Source organism: Micromonospora sp. NPDC049171 (genome assembly GCF_040648275.1).
Lineage (GTDB): Bacteria > Actinomycetota > Actinomycetes > Mycobacteriales > Micromonosporaceae > Micromonospora.
On record NZ_JBEZDJ010000002.1, the window covers coordinates 344,683 to 369,764 of the forward strand.

At 72.8% G+C, this 25,082-nt stretch carries 20 protein-coding genes; 7 read left to right on the plus strand and 13 right to left on the minus strand.

Annotated features, from left to right (window positions below):
- Window positions 1-296 precede the first annotated feature (296 nt).
- The 4 genes from AB0B14_RS04415 (at window position 297) to AB0B14_RS04430 (ending at window position 5,359) form a co-directional block, all read left to right on the plus strand.
- Window positions 297-3,887 (plus strand): nitrate- and nitrite sensing domain-containing protein, encoded by a 3,591-nt coding sequence (locus AB0B14_RS04415; protein WP_357521215.1) that lies wholly within the window; start codon window positions 297-299, stop codon window positions 3,885-3,887.
- Window positions 3,884-4,288, plus strand: coding sequence for a roadblock/LC7 domain-containing protein (locus AB0B14_RS04420; RefSeq protein ID WP_030329023.1), 405 nt, complete (start codon window positions 3,884-3,886; stop codon window positions 4,286-4,288). The genes AB0B14_RS04415 and AB0B14_RS04420 overlap by 4 nt, the downstream gene beginning before the upstream one ends.
- Window positions 4,289-4,386: 98 nt before the next feature.
- The gene (locus tag AB0B14_RS04425; RefSeq protein ID WP_030329021.1) at window positions 4,387-4,764 is read left to right on the plus strand and encodes a DUF742 domain-containing protein; all 378 of its coding nucleotides are present in this window, start codon (window positions 4,387-4,389) and stop codon (window positions 4,762-4,764) included.
- A gap of 1 nt (window position 4,765) precedes the next feature.
- A complete protein-coding gene (locus AB0B14_RS04430) occupies window positions 4,766-5,359 on the plus strand; it encodes an ATP/GTP-binding protein (RefSeq protein ID WP_007455465.1) in 594 nt (197 codons plus the stop codon).
- Window positions 5,360-5,588: 229 nt separating this feature from the next.
- Here the strand turns inward: AB0B14_RS04430 and AB0B14_RS04435 are convergent, their stop codons facing one another.
- Both AB0B14_RS04435 and AB0B14_RS04440 read right to left on the minus strand, forming a co-directional pair.
- Window positions 5,589-8,054 (minus strand): transposase, encoded by a 2,466-nt coding sequence (locus AB0B14_RS04435; RefSeq protein ID WP_357521310.1) that lies wholly within the window; start codon window positions 8,052-8,054, stop codon window positions 5,589-5,591.
- Between the two features lie 39 nt (window positions 8,055-8,093).
- The gene (locus AB0B14_RS04440; protein ID WP_357521217.1) at window positions 8,094-9,050 is read right to left on the minus strand and encodes a DNA primase; all 957 of its coding nucleotides are present in this window, start codon (window positions 9,048-9,050) and stop codon (window positions 8,094-8,096) included.
- A gap of 160 nt (window positions 9,051-9,210) precedes the next feature.
- Here AB0B14_RS04440 and AB0B14_RS04445 point away from each other — a divergent pair, with 160 nt between their 5' ends.
- Window positions 9,211-9,552, plus strand: a complete 342-nt coding sequence (locus AB0B14_RS04445) for a helix-turn-helix transcriptional regulator (protein ID WP_357076340.1) — start codon at window positions 9,211-9,213, stop codon at window positions 9,550-9,552.
- A 16-nt stretch (window positions 9,553-9,568) separates the two neighbouring features.
- On the opposite strand, the gene AB0B14_RS04450 is transcribed toward AB0B14_RS04445, so the two are convergent.
- The 10 genes from AB0B14_RS04450 to deoC all read right to left on the minus strand — a co-directional run bounded on the left by AB0B14_RS04450 (window position 9,569) and on the right by deoC (window position 21,627).
- Entirely contained in the window at window positions 9,569-10,243 is a 675-nt protein-coding gene (locus AB0B14_RS04450; RefSeq protein ID WP_357521219.1) for a permease prefix domain 1-containing protein, read from the minus strand.
- Window positions 10,244-10,310: 67 nt separating this feature from the next.
- Window positions 10,311-12,173 (minus strand): thiol reductant ABC exporter subunit CydC, encoded by a 1,863-nt coding sequence (gene cydC / locus AB0B14_RS04455; protein ID WP_357521221.1) that lies wholly within the window; start codon window positions 12,171-12,173, stop codon window positions 10,311-10,313.
- Window positions 12,170-13,846, minus strand: coding sequence for a thiol reductant ABC exporter subunit CydD (cydD, locus tag AB0B14_RS04460; protein WP_357521223.1), 1,677 nt, complete (start codon window positions 13,844-13,846; stop codon window positions 12,170-12,172). Before cydD ends, cydC begins: the two co-directional genes overlap by 4 nt.
- Window positions 13,843-14,850, minus strand: a complete 1,008-nt coding sequence (locus AB0B14_RS04465; protein ID WP_357076352.1) for a cytochrome d ubiquinol oxidase subunit II — start codon at window positions 14,848-14,850, stop codon at window positions 13,843-13,845. The genes cydD and AB0B14_RS04465 overlap by 4 nt, the downstream gene beginning before the upstream one ends.
- An 18-nt stretch (window positions 14,851-14,868) precedes the next feature.
- Complete coding sequence (locus AB0B14_RS04470) at window positions 14,869-16,122, minus strand: cytochrome ubiquinol oxidase subunit I (RefSeq protein WP_357521225.1); 1,254 nt, start codon at window positions 16,120-16,122, stop codon at window positions 14,869-14,871.
- A 470-nt stretch (window positions 16,123-16,592) separates the two neighbouring features.
- Window positions 16,593-17,498 carry a M56 family metallopeptidase gene (locus AB0B14_RS04475; protein ID WP_357076358.1) on the minus strand — a complete coding sequence of 302 codons (906 nt, stop codon included), beginning with the start codon at window positions 17,496-17,498 and terminating at the stop codon, window positions 16,593-16,595.
- Window positions 17,499-17,508: 10 nt separating this feature from the next.
- The gene (locus AB0B14_RS04480; RefSeq protein WP_357076361.1) at window positions 17,509-18,006 is read right to left on the minus strand and encodes a BlaI/MecI/CopY family transcriptional regulator; all 498 of its coding nucleotides are present in this window, start codon (window positions 18,004-18,006) and stop codon (window positions 17,509-17,511) included.
- Window positions 18,007-18,350: 344 nt separating this feature from the next.
- Window positions 18,351-19,175, minus strand: coding sequence for an aldehyde dehydrogenase family protein (locus tag AB0B14_RS04485; RefSeq protein WP_357076364.1), 825 nt, complete (start codon window positions 19,173-19,175; stop codon window positions 18,351-18,353).
- A complete protein-coding gene (locus AB0B14_RS04490; protein WP_357076367.1) occupies window positions 19,168-20,592 on the minus strand; it encodes an aldehyde dehydrogenase family protein in 1,425 nt (474 codons plus the stop codon). Before AB0B14_RS04490 ends, AB0B14_RS04485 begins: the two co-directional genes overlap by 8 nt.
- Window positions 20,593-20,598: 6 nt before the next feature.
- Window positions 20,599-21,627 (minus strand): deoxyribose-phosphate aldolase, encoded by a 1,029-nt coding sequence (gene deoC / locus AB0B14_RS04495; protein ID WP_357521227.1) that lies wholly within the window; start codon window positions 21,625-21,627, stop codon window positions 20,599-20,601.
- Between the two features lie 127 nt (window positions 21,628-21,754).
- On the opposite strand from deoC, the gene upp reads away from it, so the two are divergent.
- Together upp and AB0B14_RS04505 are read left to right on the plus strand one after the other, a co-directional pair.
- A complete protein-coding gene (gene upp, locus AB0B14_RS04500; protein ID WP_204943317.1) occupies window positions 21,755-22,387 on the plus strand; it encodes a uracil phosphoribosyltransferase in 633 nt (210 codons plus the stop codon).
- Window positions 22,388-22,461: 74 nt separating this feature from the next.
- On the plus strand, window positions 22,462-23,139 hold the full coding sequence (locus AB0B14_RS04505; protein ID WP_357076374.1) for a GPP34 family phosphoprotein: 678 nt from the start codon (window positions 22,462-22,464) through the stop codon (window positions 23,137-23,139).
- Window positions 23,140-23,410: 271 nt separating this feature from the next.
- On the opposite strand, the gene AB0B14_RS04510 is transcribed toward AB0B14_RS04505, so the two are convergent.
- Complete coding sequence (locus AB0B14_RS04510) at window positions 23,411-25,078, minus strand: phospho-sugar mutase (RefSeq protein WP_357521229.1); 1,668 nt, start codon at window positions 25,076-25,078, stop codon at window positions 23,411-23,413.
- Window positions 25,079-25,082: the final 4 nt, after the last annotated feature.

Genomic DNA, 25,082 nt, shown 5'->3' on the forward strand with positions numbered 1-25,082 from the left:
GTCGTCCAAGCAGAGCACCGGGAGGCCGGTTTGCTGGGCTATGTACGACTTCCCGGACCCGGAAGGCCCGGCGAGGAGGACAACGCGGTGCGGATGTTTCATTACCTTCAGTTACTCCGGCCAGACGGACTGCTATCAAATCGCATCAACATCTCATCACACCTTCGGTAGGTGACAACCTGGGCTTTCTTCTTGTCGACCGGCGTGATGGAATCTCGGGGGTCCGACCCGCCGGGTCGGTCGCTGGGCGTTGCCCGGAGGCAACGCGTTGAAGCTGTAATCGCGAGGGCGGTGACGTGAGCAAACGGCCAAAGACGGCGGGCTCCTTCCTGTCGCGGCTGCGCCGGCCGGCCAGCCGGCTCCGGGACATGCCGATCTGGTCCAAGCTCGGTCTCATCATGATCGTGCCGACCATCGCCACGGTCGTGGTGGGCACCAGTGGTCTTGTCGACCACGTGGAGACGCTCAACAATGCCAACCGAGCCGGTGACCTGGCCAACCTGTCGAGCTATTCGGGTGACCTGGTCGACGCCCTGCAGGACGAGCGGACCGCCGCCGTGCTGCTGCTGGGCGCGGACGGGACGCAGCCGACGGCTCAGTACCAGGAGGCCTACAACCGGGTGAACTCCCGGGTGGACCAGGAAGCTGGCCCCTACCGCCAGCAGCGGACCGAGGTCGAGGACCTGCCGAGCAGCCTCGAGACGCTGCTCGACGGCATCGACCAGAACCTGCAGGACCTGTCCGGCATCCGCAGCCAGGTGTTCAACGGCAAGCTCGCGCTCACCGAGACCGTCCAGGCGTACGAGGGCCTGATCAGCGACCTGCTCGCCATCCGTGACTCGGCCACGCAGCTCGCCGGCGACAACGACCTGAGCGACCGGATGCGCGCCGCCGCGGCGGTCGCCCGGGAGAAGGAGTTCCTCGCCGCACGCCGGGTCGTCGTGCACCGCGCGCTGGGCGTGAAGGGCGGCAAGCGCCTGACGCCCGCGCTGCGCACCGACTACATCGCCAGCGGCACCGGCCAGCAGCAGGCACTACAGAGCTTCAAGGCCGTCGCCACCCCGGACGACGCGAAGTTCCACGACCAGACGGTCGCGGGCGGCGACCGCCGGGAGGCGCAGAACTACACCGGCTGGATCGACGGCAACACCACCGGCGACATGCGCGATGCGCCGTTCAAGCCGGACCAGTGGGAAGCCGCCATGACGGCCAACGCCAAGCTGATCCGCACCGTCGAGCGGAAGCTCGACAGTGAGGTGGTCACCGGGGCCGACACCCTCCGCTCGGACGTCCAGCGCCAGGTCTTCCTGGAGACCGGTCTGCTGCTCAGCATGCTGCTGCTGGCCATTCTCTTCGCGTACCTGGTCGCCCGCTCGATGGCCCGCTCACTGCGTGAGCTGCGGCAGGGCGCGCTCTCCGTCGCCCAGTACGGCCTGCCGCAGGCGGTGGCCCGACTGCGCGACCCGCAGGTCGTCGGGCAGCTCTCCCCGGTGCAGCTGGCCAACCAGATCGCCGAACCGCTACCGGTGCGCAGCAAGGACGAGTTCGGTCAGGTGACCGAGGCGTTCAACGCCGTCCACCTGGAAGCCGTCCGCACGGCCGCCGAGCAGGCCGCCCTGCGCGCCTCCGTCGCGACCATGTTCGTCAACCTGGCCCGCCGTTCACAGATCCTGGTCGACCGCCTCATCGGGCACCTCGACCGGCTGGAGCGCGGCGAGGAGGACCCGGACCGGCTGGCCGAGCTGTTCCAGCTCGACCACCTGGCCACCCGGATGCGCCGCAACGACGAGAACCTGCTGGTGCTCGCCGGTGCCGACTCCACACGTGTGCAGCGTGAGCCGGCCGCTCTGATCGACGTGCTGCGCGCCGCGCAGTCCGAGGTCGAGCACTACACCCGCATCGAGTTCGGTGTCATCGACCGGGACATCGAGGTCGCCGCGCACGCGGTCAACGACCTGGTGCACCTCGTCGCCGAGCTGTTCGACAACGCCACCGCGTTCTCGCCGCCCGACTCGCAGGTGATGGTCGAGGCCCGCCGGGTCGGCGACCGCTCCTCGCTGTACGTCGAGGACCGCGGCATCGGCATCAGCGCCGAGCAGCTGCACGACCTCAACGAGCGGCTCGCCACGCCGCCGCAGGTGGACGTCGCGGTGTCCCGGATGATGGGCCTCGTCGTGGTCGCCCGGCTGGCGTCCCGGCACGGTGTCCGTGTCGAGCTGCGCCCCGGCTCCGACCGCGGCACGGTCGCCGACGTGACCCTGCCCACCTCGGTGCTGGTGCCCCGGGCGCTCTCCGGCCGGGTGCAGCAGCCGCCGGCCCTGCCCGCGTCCGGTGGCCCCCAGCAGGGTGGGTCCGTGCCGGTCTTCGGTGCGCTGCCCGCGCTGGGCAACCACCCGCGCTCCAGCGAGTCCGGCAACCAGGTCACCCTCGGCGGTCGTCCGTTCGAGCCGGCATCGCGAAACGGTGCCGGCACCCCCGCCAACGCCGGTGCGTACGGTTCGATGCCGGCCTGGTCGGATCTGACCGGTGCGGCCGGGACGAACGGCGTCAACGGTGGCGACGGGTTCACCCCGCGGCCGGCCAACGGCCAGCCGATCGACCCGCTGCCGCAGCGCCGCTCCGGGGACGACGCTCCGGCCACCGGTCAGCAGCCGTCCATTCCCCGGCAGTTGCCGAGCAGCCCCGAGACGCGTCCGTACTCGGTGCCGCCGGTCTCCGCGCAGCCCTACTCCGGCGCGCCGGTCTCCGCCTCGCCGGCCTCCGGTCAGCCCTACTCCGGGCAGCCCTACTCGGGTGCCCCGTACGGCGGTCCGCCGGTGTCCGCCGCGCCGGCCTCCGGGCAGCCGTACGCTGGTCCGCCAGTGTCCGCCTCGCCAGTGTCCGCCTCGCCGGTGTCCGCGTCGCCGGCGTCCGGTCAGCCGTACTCGGCTCAGCCGTACTCGGTGCCACCGGCGTCCAGCCAGTCGTTCAGCGGGTTCACGACCCGGTCCACCCCACCCGCGCAGGCGCCCAGCGCCCCCGCACCCCCGGCCTGGCCGCCGGTGCCGGGTGGCGACCGGGACGCGGCGACCCCGCCGGTGCCGGAGCGGCTCGCCGCCGCCCTGGACATGACGACGGAGCTGCCGCGCGTGCCGCGACCCGGCGAGCAGCCGCCCGCCGCGGCCCAGCCGCCAGCTCAGGCTCCGCAGACCCGGCCGGCGCCACAGCAACCGCAGGCGCAGAACCGGCAGCGGTACGCGGACGAGACGATGGAGCTGCCGATCTTCCGGGAGCTGGAGTCGGCCTGGTTCCGGACCCGCCGCCCGGGCTCGGAGGAGTCCACCGCCGCCGCCCAGCCGAGCACGAACGGCGACACCGCGACCCAGCAGTTCGCCACGGTCGAGGCCACCGGTCGGACAGTCCACAAGACACCACCCGGGACGACAGGTAACACACCGATGGCAGACACTCCGACGGCCGGAGGAGCGCCGCGGGACAACGGCTCCACAGCGAACGAGGGCACCCGCCCCAGCCTCGCCGAGAGCCTGCCGAACCGCCGGCCCCAACCGCAGAGCAACGGCTGGCAGACCGCGGCTGACGACGGCTGGCGTGCCGCTTCGGCGGCGGCCGGCGCGGCACCGGTGAGCGAGACCACCACTACCGGCCTGCCGAAGCGCAAGCCGATGGCGCAACTCGTACCGGGTGCGGTGGAGAAGCCCGCCACCTCGGTCCAGCGCCGTTCCCCGGAGGCGGTCCGTGGCCTGCTCTCCGCCTACCACCGGGGTGTGCAGCGAGGGCGTAGCACCTCGGACAACCCGACCAGCCCGGAGGCAACTCCGGGAGGGCAATCCTCGCAGTCTGGCTCAGGCCCGGTGGCCGGGAGCGGGCAGAAGGAGCAAGAAGGATGACAACTACGCAGGATCTTGGTTGGCTGCTGGCCAACTTCGCCGACCGGGTGCCCGGCGTCGCGCATGCGGTCGCCGTCTCGGCGGACGGCCTACTCCTGGCGTCGTCACGGGATCTGCCGCGCGACCGGGCCGATCAGCTTGCCGCGATCTCCTCGGGTCTGGTCAGTCTGACCCAGGGGGCAGCCCGCTGCTTCGAGGGAGGCGCGGTGTTGCAGACCGTCGTGGAGATGGACAATGGTTTCCTGTTCCTGATGTCCATCTCGGACGGCTCCTCCTTCGCCGTGCTGGCCGCCCGCAGCTCCGACGTGGGCCAGGTGGGCTACGAGATGGCACTGCTGGTCGACCGGGTGGGCGACGCGCTTACCCCGCAGCCGCGTGCGGCTGCGGGCATGCTGGGCTGACGCCTCGCCGATCGTGAGGTCGGCAAGACTGCAACGACGACAACGACGGGTTTCACCGGTGGGAGCCGGTAGCGGGCACGAAGGGGGTGAGCGGCGAGATGGCCGATCGTGACGAACCAACCGGAGCGTTGGTGCGTCCATACGCCGTGACCCGCGGTCGTACCCGTCCTCGGCTCGACATCGCGCTGGAGGCGCTCGTCGAGACGACGGTGCGCGGCCGGGCCGCTGCCAATGGCAACGGCGGCCAGGGCCGCGAACACCAGTACATCGCCGCGCTGTGTGACGGTCGTGTGCAATCGCTCGCGGAGATCGCGGCGCGGATGCAGCTCCCGCTCGGTGTGGCCCGGGTGCTCATCGCCGACATGGCGACGGACGGCCTGGTCGCGGTTCACGAGCCGACCATTTTGGACGACTCCGACGACGCGGTGGGCACTGAACTGCTGGAGAGGGTGCTGAGTGGACTTCGCAGGCTCTGACATGTCGCACCGCCCACCGAACCCGAGTGGGCGCGTGACGTCGGCGAAGATCGTTATCGCCGGTGGATTCGGCGTAGGTAAGACGACGCTGGTCGGCTCGGTCTCGGAGATCACGCCGCTGACCACCGAGGCCATCATGACCTCCGCCGGCGTGGGCGTCGACGACACCCGGCAGGTGCCGGGTAAGACGACGACCACGGTGGCTATGGACTTCGGCCGGATCTCGATCGACCGTGACCTGATCCTGTACCTGTTCGGTACGCCGGGTCAGACCCGATTCTGGTTCATGTGGGACGAACTGGTTCGGGGCGCCATCGGTGCGGTCGTGCTCGTCGACACGCGCCGGCTGGCCGACTGCTTCGCGGCGATCGACTTCTTCGAGCACCGACGCCTGCCGTACCTGGTGGCGATCAACTGCTTCGACGGGATGCAGTACCACGACCCGCAGGACGTTCGAGACGCCCTGGCGATCTCGAGCGACGTGCCGGTGGTGGCCTGCGACGCCCGTAACCGGGAGTCGACGAAGCACGTGCTGATCTCGCTTGTCGAGTACGTGCTCACCATGCGCCGTACGCGCGCGGTCGCCCCGGCCTGATCGGGCACCGCACGCCCGGTGGTGGCTCCGGCCGCCACCGGGCGTTGCGCCCTGCCCCGTCGCGCTCTTCGCGCCGCTTCTCGAGATCTGGAAGGCGTCTGCCCCTGCCAGGCGCAGCTCTTCCACGATCTTCGAGGAGCGGCGTTGTCGTGTCCGCATCGCGCTGACGCGAACGCGCCCCCAGTCAGCTGACTGGGGGCGCGTTCGTGGACGGCAGAAGGGTGTGCGGTCAGGACTGGTAACCGGCGGAGCGGTACTCGTACTCCCGGTCGTCGTCCCGGTCGCCATGGTCGCGGCTGAAGTCCCAGCCGCCGGCCGCCTCGCGGCCGGGCCGACCACCCACCGCGAAGCCACCGATCTCCTGCCCGCGACGCCAGCCACGGAAGTAGCCCGTGGTGTTCTCCGCGAGGCTCGCCGCATCACGCACTATCCGCAACGGGCGCTCCTCGCGCAGCGGAGAACCAGGGACCAGGTTGGCCTGCGGCACGCGCTTCGGCAGCCCGGCGTTGGTCTCGGCACCCACCGCGGGACGCGCCGCCTGCTCGGCGGCCTGCCAGCCGGTGTCGGCAGTGGTCGACCAGTCCAGGTCGGACTCCTCGGCCTGACCGACGAACCAGGCCGACTTGGCCTGCGCGAAGATCAGCAGGTCGCCGTCGCCCTCGTCGGCGACCGGTGGCGGGCGGTGCTCGACCGGAGGCGATCGGCGCTCCAGCGGAGGTGGCCGGTGCTCCACCGGGGGTGCCGGCCGGTGCTCCGCGGTGCGGTCGGTGCGCGCGGCCGCTCGACCGCCGCGAGCGGCCTGCTCCCGGTCGACCAACCGCAACGGCGGCGTCTCCAGGTGCGCGTCGGCCGGCGGGTTGAGCCCTTCGCGCAGCGCCCGGTCAGCGAGCGGCGGTGGCTCCACCAGCCGCAGCATGGGGGGCTCCTGGGGCAGGTCGTCCGCCAACCAGGGCGGGGTGACCCGACCGTCGGCGCGACCCGGGTCGGTCGGCGCGTCGATGCCGCGGCCACCACCGTACGAGTAGGGAGCCGGGTTGTTCGGCGAGCTGTCGGCCGGGTCCTCCGGGTTGTTGACAAGCGGCCAGTTGGCCCGGGAGCCGGGCGGCGCCGACTCCTGACCAGGCCGGGGCGTCGGCACCGGAATGCTGAGATCGGTGGCGCTGAACCCGCCCGTCGGGGGCTCCTCGACCGGGCGTTGCAGGTGGCTCGGCCGGGGCTCGCCGTTGGTCTTGGGACGCGGCGGGATGACCGTGCGCTGCCGCTCCGCGCGGGCGTGGTTGATCGCGGCGGTGGTCAGCGTCGGCCGGAACGGCTCACCGGCCTCGGCCGGCGGCACCATGCCCCGCTGCGCGGGTGCGATCGGGGTGATCCCGGGCGGCGGAGGAGGCGGAGACGACACCGGTCGGTTGGTCGGGCCGTCGATCCGGTTGGGCATCGGATCGGTGCGCCCGGGCAGCGTGGACGACGGCGGACCGGCCATCGCCGCCGGGGCCATCGGCGCGGGCGCCACCGGCGGCGGCGTGACCGGCGGCGGGGCGACCGGCGGCGGCCCGAGTGGGCGGGGCGATGCCAGCGGTGCGTTACCGGGGACCGGCTCGGGGCGGCTGCGCCGACCGACGGCCGGTGCGGGGTCGACCGCGGGCGGGGTGGGTCGGACCGACCGCAGACCGGCACCGGTGCCGGCCAGACCGGTCAGCCCCGCGTTGTTGCCGGCCAGACCGGTCAACTCGCCGACCGTCTCGCCACGGCGGGCAGCGGCCCGGCGACCGGGCGCCTGGACGGGCGTGCTGACCCGGGAGCTGAGCGCGCTGACCAGCGCCTCACACCCCGCGTCGCAGGCCCGCACGGAGGCCACGGCTTGACGGACCGTCTCGGCCACCGCGGACGTGAGCGCCCGGTTGACCGCGGCGCGGCGCGGCGTCTCGGAGATGGCGACCCGCAGCGCGGTGACCGCCTCGTTGATCTCCTCGGCGTCGGCGACCCCGTCGGCGGCGAGGTGCGCGGCGATGGCATCCGCCGCGACGGACACCTCGCGGCCCCGGGCGACGGTGCCGCCGAGCATGCCCGGCTCGGGCAGCGCGTCCAGCACCGCCAGCGAGACCGGCTCGGCCGGATCCGGGTACGCGCGCAGCGCCGCCGGGTAGAGCTCACGCAGCACCTCGCGCAGCGCCACGGCGGCGGAGTGCCGACCGCTGGCCAGCGCGGCGTGCGCGGAGAGCACCTGCTTGTAGCCGGCCAGGTCCCGGGGTGCCGGCAGGGTGACCGCGGAGAGCGCGCCCGCCTGCAACGCGCGGGCCAGGCCGACGGCCCGTCGTTCGGCCGGAGGCGACTGCATCTCCTCCAACGAGTCGTCATCGGCGAACCGCTCGGCGAAGTCGTCCACCGAGTCGTCGTCGGCGATGGCCAACGGTCGACCCGCCGCGCTCAACAGCGAGGTGACCGTGTGGTCGTCGCTGTCGGCGGCGATGGCCGCACCGCTCGGCCCGCCCGACCGCTCCACGAGCAGCGCGACGAGCTGGGCGTAGCCAGCGGCGTCATCGCTGATCTCGCAGACATGCAGCAGACGGCCTGCGTCGTCGACCACAGCGGACGTCAGCGTCGAACCGGCGGAGGCCGGTCGGTCAGCCGGATCCGCCGAGGCCAGACCGCAGTAAACGCGCACGAGCGCCACGGCGTCGTCCTCCTCCCGGGACAGGTCTTTCCTCTGCCAGCAACTGATGCTCCCCGGTACGGGTCAGTCGCGCCAGTCCACCACCGCAGAGATCTTGCCGACAATGGTGCGCCAACCCAAACTCGCTGTCTGTGCTCCGATCTTCTTCAGCCGCCGCCGACCCATGAAAGCGCCGATCCCGCCGTTGGTGGTGGCGCGCAGCGCCTCGTCCAGGTCGTCCAGGCTGGAGCCGGCGGAGAGCATGTCGAGTACCGCAGGCAGCCGCAATGCGTACGAGATGTCCCGCGCGATCTCGCCAGCCTCGATCAGCAGGGTCGAATCCCAGGTGTCGTGCCCGCCGCGCAGATTCTCCACGACCAGGTCGAGTTCGTAGGCGTCCTCGTCGAGCGGAGCGATGTCGGCCGGCTCCACCCGTTCGGACAATTCATTCCAGCTGTCCAGTTGGGACAGATCGTTGGGAGCACCGGACCGGATGAAACTGACCAACGACTCGGGGGTCTTGAACAGCAGCAGCTTGCCCCGGTTGCTGAGGAAGACCGGCACCTCCTCGTCGTCCGTCTCGTCCGTGACGGCCTCGTCGGCCTCGGTCTCGTCCTCGGCCTCGGCCTTGCCGGTGGCACGGCGGCCCGTCGACTCGTCCTCGTCGCTGTCGGCGAACTCGTCGGCCAGCTCCTCGTCGAGGATGACGACTGTCTCGTCGTCCTCCTCCTCGACGACCTGGCGGCGGGCGAGGAACGGGTCGTCCTGGTCGCGCTCGGTGACGTCGGTCGGGGTCAGCGAGCTGGCCGGCCGGTACGCCCGCAGCGTGAAGCCGGTGCCGGCGGGCAGGGCGATCTCCACCGGATCGATGCGCAGCTCGTCCCAGAGTGAACGGTCGACCGGGGCCGACGCGCGGTCGGTCTCCTCGGCCTGATCTGGCTCGGCCGCGCCGGTGGTGTCGTCGAGCTCGGGCTCGTCGGCGTCGGGCCGTTGGGGCGACTGGCGGGCCACGCTGACCTCCGTGTGCTTCGGGTTGCCCACCCGCCGGGGTCTCTGACCGACGAGTGACTCTGGGCACATACCCTAGTCGGCGGCCCTGGGTGACCGATGCCCGCACCCCGGTGGCCGGTTGGCGCGTGGGTTCGACCTGCTGGTGGCTGCCGCTGGCGAAGCGGCCGTTCGACAAGTAGCGTAGCTACGTATGAAGGCCCAGTCGTTGCACGGCCATCTCGACGCTCTGCTGCTCGCCGTGCTGGAGCAGGGCGAGCAGCACGGCTACGCCATCATCGAGGCGCTGCGCGAGCGCAGCGACGGCAGCTTGGACCTGCCCACCGGCACCATCTATCCGGCGCTACGTCGCCTCGAGCGCGCGGGGCACGTGGCGAGCACCTGGAGCACGGTCAACGGTCGGGAACGGCGGACGTACCAGCTCACCGACTCCGGCCGCCGGGCGCTGGCCGGGGAGCGCGCCGGCTGGCACGAGTTCCAACTGACCGTCGGCCGGTTCCTCGGTCCCGGCAGCCCACCCGGCACCCCGGCCTGACCCTCCCGGGCCCGGGTCAGCGGGCGACGGCCAGCAGCCACCCGCGCGTGGCGCGGGTCAGCGAGAAGTACGCCCCGCCCACCAGCACCGCACCGATGAACATCGGCGGCCAGCGCAGCGCCTCGTCCCAGAGGTTGAGTGACCACGTGAAGAGGGCGCAGCCGGCCACCATGCCAAGCGCCAGCAGACCGGTCAGGCCGGCGCCTACCGCGCGTTGCGCCACGGCCAGCCCCGGTCGTGGCGACCTGGCGCTCACCGCGACCACCAGCAGACCGGCCACCGCGACCAGCAACGTGCCCATCCAGATCCAGTCGACCGAGTGGGAGAGCAGCACGTAACCGGCCGGCGGGCGGGGGCCGTCGCTCCAGCTCGCACCGCGCCAGGTCAGGTCGCCGGCGGCCATCCCGACCCCGGCGACGGCAAACATCCGCAGGGAGAGGCCGCGCAGCGCGCCCACCGCCAGCTCCGCCTGCCAGGAGGGCAGCAACTGCGCCGGTGAGCCGAACTCGGCCACCGCCCGGCGCTGCGCCTCGGTGGGGGGCACACCGCTCTCCTGGTACGCCTCGACGGCGTCCAGCAGCCCGTGCCGGGCCTCGGTCAGCAGGTCGGTCTTGAGTCGCGCCGGCCCCTGCAGGCGGGCAGCCAACTCCCGCAGGTGTTCGTCGACCAACACGTCCTCACAGCGCGGCATGGCACCACCCTGCCACGACTTCACCACACCGGCCTCGGGGGGAACCCTGGTCCGCCCCGGAAGACGGTCAGGGGGCGAGCGCCAGGTAACCCCGTTCGGCCGCCGCCTGAAGCAGCCACTGGTCCCGGTACCAGCCGTCGGTGGCGACCAGCTCGGTGTGCCGACCCCGCTGGATCACCCGCCCGGCGTCGAGGACGACGATCTCGTCCAGCCCGGCCAGCCCGCTGAGCCGGTGGCTGATCAGCAGCACCGAGTGCCCGACGGGGGTGGCGGCGAGAGCGGACGCGAGCACCGCGTCCGCGGCGGCCGGGTCCAGCCCCTCGGTGGGCTCGTCGAGCACCAGCACGGGCGGCGCGGCGAGCAGGGCCCGGGCGAGGGCCAGCCGTTGCCGCTGGCCACCGGAGAGCTGCCCGCCCTCCTCGCCGACAAGCGTGTCCCAGCCGGCCGGCTGGGCGCGTACCCACTCCAGCAGACCGGCGGCGGCGGTGGCGGCGCCCAGCTCCTCCTCGCCCGCCCCGGCGCGCCCGAGCAGCAGGTTCTCCCGCACCGTGGCGTGGAAGACGTACGCCTCGGCGAGCAGCCCGCCGACCGCGCGGGGCAGCGCCTCCGCGGCGTACGCCGACAGGTCTTGACCGTTCAGGGTGACCCGGCCGGACACCGGCCGGACGGTGCCGGTCAGCACGGCGGCCAGGGTGCTCTTGCCGGCGCCGCTCGGGCCGACCACCGCGATCCGGCGTCCGGCCGGCAGGTCCAGGCTGACGCCGTCCAGGGCGGGCGCCGCGCCGGCCCGGTACCGCACCGTCACGTCGTCGAAGCGCAGCTCGTGTGGACCGGTCAGGTCGGTGCTGCCGTCCGTGGCCGGGCGAGCCGGCGGGCCCGGGTCGAGCAGCGCGGCCACCCGGGCCAGGCCGGGCCGCAGTTGCGTCCACTGTCGGGCCGCCGCGACCAGCGCCAGTGTCACCTCGACGGCGGCCAGTGCGCCGACGGCCAGGACGCCCACCAGCACCCCCGGCACGTCGGCGGCCAGCGCGGCCAGCACCACCGCCGCGGCGGTCACCCCGGCGGTCAGCACCCCGGCCGCGTCCACCGCGAACCCGGTGGCGGCCAGCCGGCGTTCCAGCCGGGCCAGCCGGCGGGCGCGCTGTTCGGCGGCGCGCAGCATGCCGTCGGTCGCCCCGAAGGCGGCCAGGTCGGCGGCGCCGTGGGTCAGGTCGATCGCGTCGGTGGCCAGCGCGCCGCGCAGCGGGGCCACCTCGGCCGCGCTGCGGCGGGTGACCACGGTGGCCAGCGCGGGCAGCGCCACGCCGGCAACCAGCAGCCCGGCGGCGAGCGCCCCGGCGGCCGGCGGCGAGATCAACGCGGCCCCGGCGACCGCCAGCACACCGACCAGGGCCGCCGCCGAGCCCGGGACCAGCACCCGCAGCAGCAGATCCTGAACCGCCTCGACGTCGGAGACCAGCCGGCTCAGCACGTCTCCCGAGCGGTGTACGGCGCTGCGGCGGGCCGCGAGGGTGGCGAACACCTGGGCCCGGACGTCGGTGATCATGCGGAGCACCGCGTCGTGCCCGGCGAGCCGTTCGGTGTAGCGCAACACGCCCCGACTGATCGCCAGCGCCCGGACCGCGACGATCGCCACGGTGAGCCGGTCCAGTGGGGGCTGACCGGCGGCGCTCATCAACAGCCAGGTGGCCGTGGCCATCAGGGCCAGCCCGGCGAACTCGGTGGCGGCCGCGAGCAGCCCGGCACCAACGAGGCGGCCCAGGTACGGCCGGGCCAACCGCAACACGGCCCGCTCGGCGCCGGCCCGCCCGCCCGGTGCGTCGGCGGCGCTGGCCCGTCCGTCCAGGGTGGCGTCGGCGCTGGCCTGCCCGGCCGGTGCGGCGGCGGCCGGCTGCGCGTCTGCCGGGTCCGGTCCGTGTGCCGCGGTCATCGGGGCGCCCCTCCGTTGGGCTCGGGCGTCAGCTCGGTGACCCGACCGTCCTCGACACGCAGGATCCGGTCGGCGTCGGCGAGCAGCGCCGGTCGGTGTGCGACAAGCAGCGCGGTGCGCCCGGCGACCAGCCGGCGGGTGGCGTCGAGCACCACCGCCTCGGCCGCGGTGTCCAGTCGGGCGGTGGGTTCGTCGAGCAACACCACAGGTGCGGCACGCAGGAATGCCCGCGCCAGCGCGACCCGCTGCCGCTGCCCGCTGGACAGCCCGTGGCCGCGTTCGCCGAGCAGAGTGTCCAGGCCGTCCGGCAGACCGGCCACCACGTCGTCCAGGGCGGCGTCGTGCACCGCGGCGGCGAGTGCGTCAGCGGGGGTGTCCGGTGCGCCGAGCCGGATGTTGTCGGCCAGCGAGGCGGCGAAGAGGTGGGCCCGTTGCGGCACCCAGGCGAGCTGCCGACGCCAGGCGTCCAGGTCGGCGGTGGCGAGGTCGACCCCGTCCACGGTGACCCGGCCGCTGGTCGGGGTCACGAAACCGAGCAGCAGGCCGAGCAGGGTGCTCTTGCCGGCGCCGCTGGGCCCGATGACGGCGATCCGTTCGCCGGGCCGGATGGTCAGGGTCACGTCGCGCAGCGCGGTGGTCCGCTCGTACGCCACGGTCACCCTCTCGAACCGGATCTCGGCGCGAGCGTTGGGGACTGTGGCGCCCTCGGCGGCCCGGGGTGCGGCGGGCGCGGCCGAGATGGTCAGTGCCTCGTCCAGCGCGGCGAGCCCCTCCATGCTGGCGTGGAAGCGGCTGCCGGCGGAGCGCAGCGGCAGGTACGCCTCCGGGGTGAGCAGCAGCACCAGCAGCGCGGTCTGCAGGGCCAGCCCGCCGCCGAGCAACCGGATGCCGACCGGCACCGCGACCAGGGCCACCGAGAGGGTGGCGACCAGCTCCAGCACCAGCGCGGACAGGAACGCGATCCGCAGCGTCTTCATGGTGGCCACGCGGTGCCCGTCGGCCATCCGGCGTACCACGTCGGTCTGCGCCCGGGCACGCCCGAACGCGCGCAGCGTGGGCAGCCCGGCGACCATGTCCAGGAAGTGCCCGCCGAGCAGCGACAGTCGGCGCCACTGCCGTTCGGTGGCGGCCTGCGCCTGCCAACCGAGCAGTGCGCCGAAGACCGGGATCAGCGGCAGGGTCAGCGCGATGATCACCGCCGAACTCCAGTCGGCGAAGACGACCCGGGCCAGCACCGCCAGCGGCACCGTCACGCTGAGCACCAACTGCGGCAGGTACCCGGTGAAGTAGGCGTCCAACGCGTCCAACCCGCGCCCGGCCAGGGTGGCGAGCTGACCGGCCCGCTGCCCGGCCACCCAGCCGGGGCCGTGCCGGCCCACCGCGCCGAGCAGGTCGGCCCGCAGCACGGCCTTGACCGTGGCGGCGACCCGCGCCGAGAACGTGCCCTGGGCCCAGACCAGCGCCGAGCGGGCCGCGACCGCGACCACGAAGCCGGCCAACGCCTGCCGATCCAGCCGACCGTCGACGGCGGTGGCCAGCACCGACGCGAGCGCGGTGGCCTGCGCCACGATCAACCCGGCGGAGACCACACCCAGCAGCGCGAGCACGGCAAGATCGCGCCGGGCCGCGGGGACCCGGCGCAGCAGACGCGGGTCGAACGGACGGCGGTTCACCAGTACACCGGTGCCCTACCGTCGGTCCGTCCTCGGAAAACCCACCAGCACATCGCCTGGAAGCCTAGTAGGGCCGGAAGGAGCGGCAGCGCCACCCAGCCCAGCAGCCGCAGTGTCGGTGCGCTGGCGGCCGCGTCGGCCACCGTCAGCGAGGCACCCGGGTCGGTCGTGGACACCAGCACGTAGGGCCAGAGGGCTGCGCCGACCAGCACCACCGGCAGCGCCAGGGCGGCACCGGTGGCGACCAGAGCCCACCCCGGCCGCCGCCGCGCCAGCGCCGCGCGGGCCGCCAGCAGCGCCACCACGAGGAGCACCGGCAGGAGTACGGCCACCGCCGGCCGCTGGACCGCGTCGCGTACCCGGGCAGACAGCAGGCCCACGACGGTGGCCAGCGCGACCGCGGTGAGCGCCACCCGCACCAGCCGGCGGGCGGTGCGGCCGAGCACGGCGGCCTCGGCGGCCGGCAGACGCAGGGCGAGGAAGGTCGCGCCGTGTGCCGCGACCAGAGCGACCATGGCCAGCCCGGCGGCGGCCGCGAACGGGGTGGCGAGGTGCGCCACCCCGGCGACGTGCCCGTCGGCCTGGCGGGGTACGCCCTGCAACAGTGCGGCGAGCACCACACCCCAGCCCAGTGCGGCGAGTGCGCTGCCGATCGTCACGATGCGGTCCCACCGGGCGCGGATCCGCTCGTCGGCGTGCCGGCTGCGCAGTTGCACCCCGGCGGTGACCAGGATGACGCCGACCAGAGCGCCGGCGACGGCCGGATAGCAGCCGGCGAGCAACTCGCCCTCCAGCAGCGGAAACGCGCCGAACAGGATGCCCACGGCGGCCACCAGCCAGACCTCGTTGCCCAGGAAGAACGGGCCGAGCGCGGTGAGCGCGGCCCGCCGCCCGGCGGGGCTTGCGCCCCGCGCGAGCAGCAGCCCGACGCCGTAGTCGTAGCCGGCGAGCACCAGGTAGCTGGCGAAGAAGAGGCCGAGCAGGGCGTACCAGGCGAGGTCCACGGTCTTCTCCTCAGATGCTCAGACGAGGGCGGGTTCGGGAAGGGCCGGCTCGCCGGGCGTCGCCGGCGGGCGGCCGAGTGCCGGGTCGACCGCGCCGCGCTTGGCGTGTCGGGCCAGCAGCACCCAGTTGGTGACGGCGAGGGCGCCCAACAGCAGGCTGAACCCGATCAGCGAGGCCAGCATCAGCGGTGCGCCGACCGGGGAGACCGCCTGCTCGGTGGGGAGCAGCCCGTACGCCACCCAGGGTTGCCGGCCGACCTCCCGGGAGATCCAACCGAGGATCACCGCGACGAACGGCAGTGGCAGCGCCAACAGGATCAGCCAGAGCGGGAAGCGCAACCGGATGATCCAGTCGCGGAAGAGCAGGGGCAGCAGGAACCAGACGCAGCCGAGGGTGAAACCGGTCAGGATCATGAACCCGAGCCCGACGCTGGCCAGCACCGGTGGCGTGTAGTCGCCGGGGCCGAACCGGACGGTCCACTCGGCGATCAGCGCCTGGGCCTCCGCGCCCTGGCCGCCGAACTTGGTCGGCTGCACCTCGCCCACCGGGCCGAACTGGGCGAAACCGAAGCCCTGCACCAGGGAGATCGCCAGGGCCGAGGTGACCAGGCCGATCCGCAGCGAGGTGCGGAAGAACGCGAAGTCAAGGGTACGCCGGAGCAGGTGCCAGGCGCTGACCGCCGCCATCAGCATCCCGCCGACCAGCAACGCGGCCGAGACCACGTGACCGAACGCCATGCCGAGGGTGGGGTTGGTGAGCAGCGCGCCGAAGTCGGTGAGGTGGGCGATCCCGTCGCGGACCTCGTATCCGACCGGATTCTGTAGCCAGGAGTTGGCCACCATGATCCAAAACGCCGACGCGTACGCGGTGATCGCCACGCCCCACAGCAACGCGAGGTGGACACCCTTGCGAAGCCGGTGCCAGCCGAAGATCCACATCCCGAGGAACGTGGACTCCAGGAAGAACGCCACAAGCGTCTCCAGGGCCAGCGGCGCGCCGAAGACGTTGCCGACGTAGCGCGACAGGCCACTCCAGTTCAGCCCGAACTGGAACTCCATCACGATGCCGGTGGCGATGCCGAGCACGTAGTTGATCACGTAGAGCTGGCCCCAGTAGCGCGTGAGCCGCTCCCACTTCGGATTGCCGGTGATCACCCAGGCGGTCTGCATCCCGACCAGCAGGGTGACCAGCCCGAGCGTGACGACCACGAACAGGAAGTGGATCGAGGTGGTAGTGGCGAACTGCAGGCGGGCGAGGAGCAGGGTGTCCATGGCCGGCTCTCCGTAGTGTTGGCTCCCTTGTCGTAGTCACCCTACACGTAGTTTCTCTACATGTCCGACTACTACGCCCCGTCGTAAGTAAGTCTACGACATCATGTAGTAGATTGCGTCAGGGCTGTACCCGGCGGGTCAACCCGGGTGAGGAAGTGCCCCGATCGGGGAGCGGGTCGGGTCCGGCTTGGCGATCATGGAGTTGTGGTGCCGACTTTGGGGGTTTTACGGGCGTTCTGTTACCCACCACAACTCCATGATCGGCGAGGCAGTGCTGGCGTTCCACCTAACGCAACGGCGTTGACCAGGATGTAGTGGCCTCGCCGGCGGGCCGTGGATGCCACTCGAACCTGGATCGAGCGCGATCTTCGGATCGGTGCGCGGGAACGCGGCGCGCGGGAACGCGGGGTGGGCGGGCGCGAGTGTGGGGTGCGTGTGGCGCTGGGGTCAGCTCGGGTGGAGCGCCGGGGTCAGCTCAGGAAGAGGGAGATCGGGAGGGCGACAAGCGTGCTGGCGACCGCGAGGGCGGTGGTGCCGAGCACCCGGGGCGGCCGGTCGCTGACCAGGAGACGCTGGACCCGTACGTCAAGATCGCGGTCGCCCATGCCCAGCGCGCCCGCCGGGGTGATTCGGTGACCGGCGGCGGCGAACCGGCGCAGGGCCCCCGCCAGCGGGGCCTCGGCGTGCAACTCACGGGCCTTGTCGTCGGCGCGCATCTCGACCAGCAGGGCGACCCGCTCATGGGCGTCGCGGACCCAGGCGAACCACGGCAACGCGCGGCACAGCGCGGTGAACGGCAACAGGACCAGGTCGTGCCGCTCGTGGGCGTGCGCACGCTCGTGGCTGAGCACCGCGGCCAGCTCGGCCCGGTCCAGCAGGTTCAGTGTGCCGGCGCTGACCACCACCTGCGGTTTCACGCCCGGCAGGCAGTACGCGGCGGCACTCGGATGATCCAGCACCAGCGCGCCGGGTGCGGCCGGGTCGTCCCGGGCGACCAGGGAGAGCAGGTCCCGGTGCCGGCGCTGGGCGCGTACGGTGCCGTGGATGCTGCGCACGGTCGTGGTGACCAGCACCGCACCGATGCCGAAGCCCACGCCGACGCCGGCCAGGTGGAACGTGCCCACCCCGATCGGCAGGGCGCCGTGGGCGAGGTCGTTGGCCAGGGCGAGCAGTGCGCTACCGGTTGGCAGGTCGTACGCGCTCAAGCCGAGCGCCATCGGCAGGCCCATCGCGGAGAGGCCCAGCGCCAGCCCGACAGCCTGCCAACAGATGATCGCCACCCGGGGGCTGCGCCACGTCCAGGTGGAGCGGGCCAGCACCTGAGCCGTCAGATAGCAGGCCAGCATGGTGGCGGCGAAGTGCACGGCGTAGGCCATGGCGCGCGCCCTACCGCTCCGCTGCCTCGCCGGCGGGTCGCCGGCCCACCGGCCCGTCCACCCGGTCGGTCAGGTCGGCACCCGACCCGGCCGGGCCCGGCGCGTTCGGCCCGGCGGCACCCGTGCCACCGGCGGTGGTGTCCAGCCCGGCCTCGTGTCCCAGTGCCGCCCGCAGCACCTCGGCCTCGGTGCCGGTGACCGAGCGGGCGAAGCGCACCAGCGCGGCGTCCCGGCTGCCACCCAGGTCCAGGGCGTCGAGCATGAGTTGAGCGATGTGCGCCTCGCGGCTGGCCGTTGGACGGTACCGCCAGGCCCGACCTTCGCGCTCCCGCTGCACCATGCCCTTGCCGGCGAGCCGGTCCAGCACTGTCATCACCGTGGTGTACGCCAGCTCGCGACCATCGAGCGCGTCGGCCACCTCGCGCACGGTCACACCATCCGACGTGCCGGGGACCACGTCCCACAGCACGTCCATCACCGCACGCTCAAGATCGCCCAACCGAGTCACCACCCAATCCTACCCCCGGTAGTAGACCCCCCACCGACCCCACCAGGCCGTCCCCTGCCCACGCCCACCCACGCCAGCGGCGATCATGGGGTTGACCGGCTTGACGGAGATCAAACACCCCGCCACCCCCGTGATCACCAGCCAGGATCGGCGGCGCCGACGCGGGGCCGGCGGCCGACGCCCGCCGACCGGCAACCCACCCCGAGGCAGTGCCCCTGAGCTGAACCAGCCGGCGAACCCGGCCCACGTCAGGTTTTCCGGGGGAGCCCGCCCACGCAGGGATCAAGCCTGACCGCCCGGAGTGGGCGGGCTCCCCCGGAAAACCCAAAGGCCGAGAAAGACGATCACACCCCCTTGGGGTGCCACACCGTCTTCGTCTCCAACAGCGCGGTCATCGGCGCCACCCCCGGGTCGGCGGTCCAGTCGTGGTCGGCCGAGGCCGGGCGGAGCACCCGCTTGAGGTTCTCCGCGGCCTTGACCTCAAGGTCGGTGGCGAGTGCGGTGTCGGTCACCCCGGTCAGGTCGATCGCGTTGACGTCCATGTGGGCCGCCAGCGCCGGCGCGGTCTCGGTGATCGCGCCAGTGAGAATGTTGACCACCCCGCCGGGCAGGTCGGAGGTGGCCAGCACCTCGGCCAGCGTCACCGCCGCCAGTGGCTCCGACGGCGACGCCGCCACCACCACCGTGTTGCCGCTGACGATCGCCGGGGCGATGACGCTGACCAGGCCGAGCAGCGCCGGGCGTTCCGGAGCGACCACCGCGACCACACCGGTCGGCTCCGGGGCGGAGATGTTGAAGTACGGGCCGGCGACCGGGTTGGCGCCGCCGTAGACCTGGGCGAGCTTGTCGGCCCAGCCGGCGTACCAGACCCAGCGATCGACCGCGGCGTCCACCTCGTCGCCGGGGATGCCGAGGGCGACGAACTGCGCGCGGCGGCCCTCCAGCATCTCGGCGGCCCGGTAGAGGATCTGACCCCGGTTGTACGCGGTCGCACCGGCCCAGCCCTTCACGGCGGCGCGGGCGGCGACCACCGCGTCCCGGGCGTCCTTGCGGGAGGCCAGTGACACATTCGAGGACTGCACGAGATACGACCGTCCCGACTCGCTGCGCGGGAACTTCCCGCCGATGAAGAGCTTGTACGTCTTGCGTACCGCGACCCGCTCAGACATTGAGGTACCCCTCCAGCCCGTGCCGGCCGCCCTCGCGACCGTAGCCCGACTCCTTGTAGCCACCGAACGGCGAGGTGGGGTCGAACTTGTTGAACGTGTTGGCCCAGACCACGCCGGCGCGCAGCCGGTCGGCCATCCACAGGATTCGGGAGCCCTTGTCCGTCCAGATTCCCGCCGACAGCCCGTACGGCGTGTTGTTGGCCTTTTCCACGGCCTCGGCCGGGGTGCGGAAGGTGAGCACCGACAGCACCGGGCCGAAGATCTCCTCCCGGGCGACACGGTGGGCCTGGGTGACGCCGGTGAAGATGGTCGGCGCGAACCAGAAGCCACGGTCGGGCAGGTCGCACGGCGGTGACCAGCGTTCGGCGCCCTCGGCCGAGCCGGCGTCGGACAGTTCGCGGATCCGTTCCAGCTGGGCGGCGGAGTTGATTGCCCCGACGTCGGTGTTCTTGTCCAGTGGGTCGCCGACCCGGAGTTGGGCCATCCGCCGCTTCAGCGACTCCAGTACGCGGTCGGCGACGTTCTCCTGGACCAGCAGCCGCGAGCCGGCGCAGCAGACGTGCCCCTGGTTGAAGAAGATGCCGTTGACGATGCCCTCGACGGCCTGGTCGATGGGGGCGTCGTCGAAGACGATGTTGGCGGCCTTGCCGCCCAGCTCCAGGGTGAGCTTCTTGCGGGTGCCGGCGACGGAACGGGCGATGGCCCGGCCGACCTCGGTGGAGCCGGTGAAGGCGACCTTGTCCACGCCGGGGTGTTCGACAAGTGTGCGACCGGTGTCGCCGGCGCCGGTGAGGATGTTGACCACACCGGCCGGCAGGTCGGCCTGCTGGCAGATCTCGGCGAACAGCAGCGCGGTCAGCGGGGTGGTCTCGGCGGGCTTCAGCACCACCGTGTTGCCGGCGGCGAGCGCCGGGGCGATCTTCCAGGCCAGCATCAGCAGCGGGAAGTTCCAGGGGATGACCTGCGCGGCCACGCCGATCGGCCGCGGGTTCGGCCCGAAGCCGGCATGACCCAGCTTGTCGGCCCAGCCCGCGTAGTAGAAGAAGTGCGCGGCGACCAGCGGCAGGTCGACGTCGCGGCTCTCCCGGATCGGCTTGCCGTTGTCCAGCGATTCCAGGACGGCCAGCTCGCGGGAGCGTTCCTGGACGAGACGGGCGATCCGGTACAGGTACTTGGCCCGGTCGCGGCCCGACATCGGGCCCCAGACCTTGTCGTACGCCTTGCGGGCGGCGCGTACCGCGCGCTCGACGTCGGCGGCGCCGGCCCAGGTGACCTCGGCGAGCACCTCCTCCGAAGCAGGATTGATCGTCTTGTGGAGATCCTCGCCGTCGACGAACTCGCCGTCGATGAACAAACCGTAGGACGGCTTGAGGTCGACGATCGCGCGCGACTCGGGCGCAGGGGCGTATTCGAACATCGGCTATCAGTCCAGGGTGAAGTAGTCGGGACCGGAGTAGACGCCGGTCGTCAGCTTGGTGCGCTGCATCAGCAGGTCGTTGAGCAGGCTGGACGCGCCGAAGCGGAACCAGTCCGGGTCGAGCCAGTCCGGGCCGACGGTCTCGTTGACCATCACCAGGTACTTGATGGCGTCCTTGGTGGTCTTGATGCCACCGGCGGGCTTCACGCCCACCTGCCGCCCGGTCGCCTCGCGGAAGTCACGGACCGCCTCCAGCATCACCAGGGTCACCGGCATCGTCGCCGCGACCGGGACCTTGCCGGTGGAGGTCTTGATGAAGTCGCCGCCGGCCAGCATGGCCAGCCAGGAGGCCCGCCGCACGTTGTCGTAGGTGGCCAGCTCGCCGGTCTCCAGGATCACCTTGAGGTGGGCGTCGCCGCAGGCTTTCTTGGTGGCCACGATCTCGTCGTAGACCTCCTGGTACCGCCCGGCCAGGAACGCACCCCGGTTGATCACCATGTCGATCTCGTCGGCACCGGCCGCCACGGCGGCCCGGGTGTCGGCCAGCTTGATCTCCAACGGCGCCTGGCCGGACGGGAACGCGGTCGCCACGCTGGCCAGGTGAACGATGCCGGGTCCGGCCGGCGCGGCGCCGGCCGCCTCAACCGGTCCGCCGGCTGACCGCCCGGCCCCGGCGGCGCTGCCCCGCAGCACCTCGGCGACGTACGGGACCATCGCCGGGTAGACGCAGACCGCGCCGACGTGCGGGCAGGACGGGTCGGCCGGGTCCGGGCGCAGCGCCTTCGCGGCGAGCGCGCGCACCTTGCCCGGGGTGTCCGCGCCTTCCAGGGTGGTCAGGTCGACCATGCGGATCGCCAGGTCGATCGCCTGGGCCTTGGCGGTGGTCTTGATGGATCGGGTGCCGAGCTGTGCCGCCCGCTGCTCCGCGCCGACCTGGTCCACGCCCGGTAGGCCGTGCAGGAAGGTCCGCAGAGTGGTCTCGGATCGTCCCAGCTCGGAGAGCTCCGACCGGGCCGACGTCGTTGTCGCCGTCATGCCCCGAAGTCTACGCACCGGAAGGCCAAGTGATCTTGCTCACAGCGGGTGGGCCGGACGTGAGCGGCGTCGCTGGTCCGAGCGCGGCCGCACCGCCGAGCCGGGTGGACCGGTAGGTTGAGCGATCGTGGACGTACACGTCATTGACCACCCGCTGGCCCAGTCCAGGTTGACTGCCATGCGGGACGCGCGCACCGATTCCTCGACGTTCCGGGCGGCGCTGCACGAACTGACCACCATGCTGGTGTACGAGGCGGCGCGTACCTTCCCCGTCGAGCGGTACCCGGTGCAGACGCCGGTCACCGGCACCGAGGGCACCCGGCTGGCGAACCCGCCGCTGCTGGTCCCGGTGCTGCGGGCCGGCCTGGGTATGGCGGACGCCGCGCTCGGCCTGCTGCCCGAGTCCTCGATGGGCTTCGTCGGCCTGGCCCGGGACGAGGAGACCTACGAGCCGCGCGCGTACATGGAGTCGTTGCCCCGCGACCTGGCCGGGAAGCCGGTGCTGGTGCTGGACCCGATGCTGGCCACCGGTGGCTCGCTGGAGCACTCCTGCCGGCTGCTGGCCGACCGCGGCTGCACCGACATCACCGTGCTCTGCGTACTCGCCGCGCCGGTCGGCATCGAGCGGCTGGAACGCTCCGGTCTGCCGTTGCGCCTGGTCACGGCCTCGATCGACGAGGGGCTCAACGACCGAATGTTCATCGTTCCCGGGCTCGGCGACGCCGGTGACCGCCAGTTCGGCGGCATGCCCCGGTTCTGAGGGCGGCACCCGGTTGGTGCCGGGTCGGGCGGGTCCGTGCGCGGTGGTGCGCGGACCCGCTACCGTCTCCGGCCATGACTGGTGTTGCGCTCGCCGAGGAGTTGTTGCTCCTCGCCTACGACGACACGACCGGCAAGGCGACCATGCCGCGAATCAGCCTGGACCTGGGCATGGCCGCCGCGGTGCTGGTCGAGCTGGCCCTGGCCGGCCGGATCGCGTACGCCGACGGATCGTTGGCAGTGATCGACCCGACGCCCACCGGCGAGCCGGTCGCCGACGAGGTGTTGGGCCGGGTCGCGGCCGACACCCCGCACAGCCCGGCCTCCTGGGTGCAGCGCCTGCGGCACGGCCTGCGGGACCGGATCCTCGGGGATCTGTGCAGCCAGGGTGTGGTCCGCGACGTCGACGAGACCGAGTTGGGCTTCATCCACGTGCACCGCTACCCGGTCGTGGACGCCTCCGTCGAGGCGGAGACCCGGCAGCGGCTGGCCGAGGCCCTGGCCGGCGCGGCGGCCCCGGACGAGCGGACCGCCGCACTGGCCACCCTGGTCGTGGTGCTGCGGATGGAGTCCGCGCTCGGGGTGAGCGGCGACACCGCCGCCGACGCGCGCCGTCGGCTGGAGGAGATCGCCACCGGAGCCGGCTTCTCTGGTGAGGTGAGCACCGACGACTCGGTGGTCCGTCCCTCGGTCGGCCTGGTCGTCGCCGCTCTGGGCCGCGCCGTCGACCAGGCCCTCGGCCCGCGCCGCTGACCGTCGGACCGACCCCGCTCGGCCTGCCCTTTGCTCTGCACCCGCGGAGGCGCCACCCGGCTCTGCACCCGCGGAGGCGCCACCCGGCTCTGCACCCGCGGAGGCGCCACCCGGCTCTGCACCCGCGGAGGCGCCACACCCGGCCGCTCTGCACCCGCCGGGGCGCCGTCCTTTGCTCTGCACCCGCCGGGGCGCCACCGGGCGACAGGTGACCGGCGCCTCCGCGGGTGCAGAGCAAAGGACGGACTTGTGGTGGGTGGGACCTGCGGGCTCAGATGCCAAGGGCAGCGCTGACCTCGCCGCGGAGCGCCGCGACGGCCGACGCTGCCCGGCTGCGGGCCGTCCGCACGTCACCGTCCACGACCGGTTCCACCACCTCGAGGTACGCCTTGAGCTTCGGCTCGGTCCCGGACGGGCGGATCACCACCCGGGCCACAGCGGTCCGCAGGATCACCACGTCCGCCTCGGGTAGCAGGTCCCGGACGCTGTCGACCGGCTGCCCGAGCAGGGTGGTCGGGGTGGCCGCCCGGATCCGGGCCATCGCGTCGACGATCACCCGCAGGTCGTCCACCCGGACGGAGAGCTGGTCGGTGTGGTGCACGCCGAACTCGGCGGCCAGCTCGTCCAGCCGGTCGGTCAACGTGCGGCCCTGCGTCTTGAGTCCGGCGGCCAGCTCGGCCACGGTCAGCGCGGCGGTGATGCCGTCCTTGTCCCGGACGTGCTCCGGGGCGACGCAGTAGCCGAGCGCCTCCTCGTAGCCGAAGACCAGCGGCGCGCTGCCACCGCCGGCCCGCACGATCCACTTGAAGCCGGTAAGTGTCTCGTCGTAGGGCAGGCCCCGGGCCGCGCACATCGCTCGCAGCAGGGACGACGACACGATGGTGGTGGCGTAGAGCCCGGTCACCCCACGGCGCATCAGGTGGTCGGCGAGCAGGACACCCACCTCGTCGCCGCGCAGCATCCGCCAGCCGTCGCGGTCGTTCCGGACGACCACCGCGCACCGGTCGGCGTCCGGGTCGTTGGCGATGGCGAGGTCCGCGCCGGTTGAGTCGGCCAGCGCGATCAGCCGGTCCACCGCCCCCGGCTCCTCCGGGTTGGGAAACGACACAGTCGGAAACGCCGGGTCCGGCTCGGCCTGGTCGGGCACCACACCGGGAACCGGGAAACCAGCGCGGGCGAAGGCGGCGGTGAGCACCGCCGCGCCCACCCCATGCAATGGGGTGTACGCCACCATCAGGTCCCGGGACCCGTCCGGGTCGATCACGGCGGTGGCCCGTTCCACGTACGAGGCGACCAGGTCGTCGCCGAGCACCTGCCCGGGCTGGCCCAGCGGCACCTGGGTCAGCGGCCCGACCGCTCGGATGGCCGCTTCGATGCCGGCGTCGGCGGGCGGCACAATCTGCGCCCCCGCGCCCAGTTCACCGCCCAGCTCCGCGCCGAGGTAGACCTTGTAGCCGTTGTCCTGGGGCGGGTTGTGGCTGGCCGTGACCATCACCCCGGCGACACCGCCGAGGTGGCGCACGGCGTACGCCAGCACCGGGGTGGGCAGCGGGCGGGGCAGCAGCAGCGCCGGGCGGCCCGCCCCGGTCGCCACCTGGGCGGTCCGCTCGGCGAACTGCCGGGAGCCGTGCCGAGCGTCGTACCCGATCACCAGGGGGCCGGTGCCACCCTGGGCCGCGAGCCAGCCGACCAGGCCGGCAGCGGCCTGGGTGACCACGGCGAGGTTCATTCCGTTCGGGCCGGCGCGCAGTGGGCCGCGCAGGCCCGCGGTGCCGAAGGTCAGCGGGCCGGCGAACCGGTCGGCCAGCTCGGGGGCGCTCGCCGGCAGCCGGTCGAGCACCGCCGTCAGCTCGGCCCGGCTGGCCGGGTCGGGGTCGTCGGCGAGCCAGCGTCGGGCTTGCTCGCGAATGTCGTCGATGTCAGTGGTGTCCGCCGCCATGCCC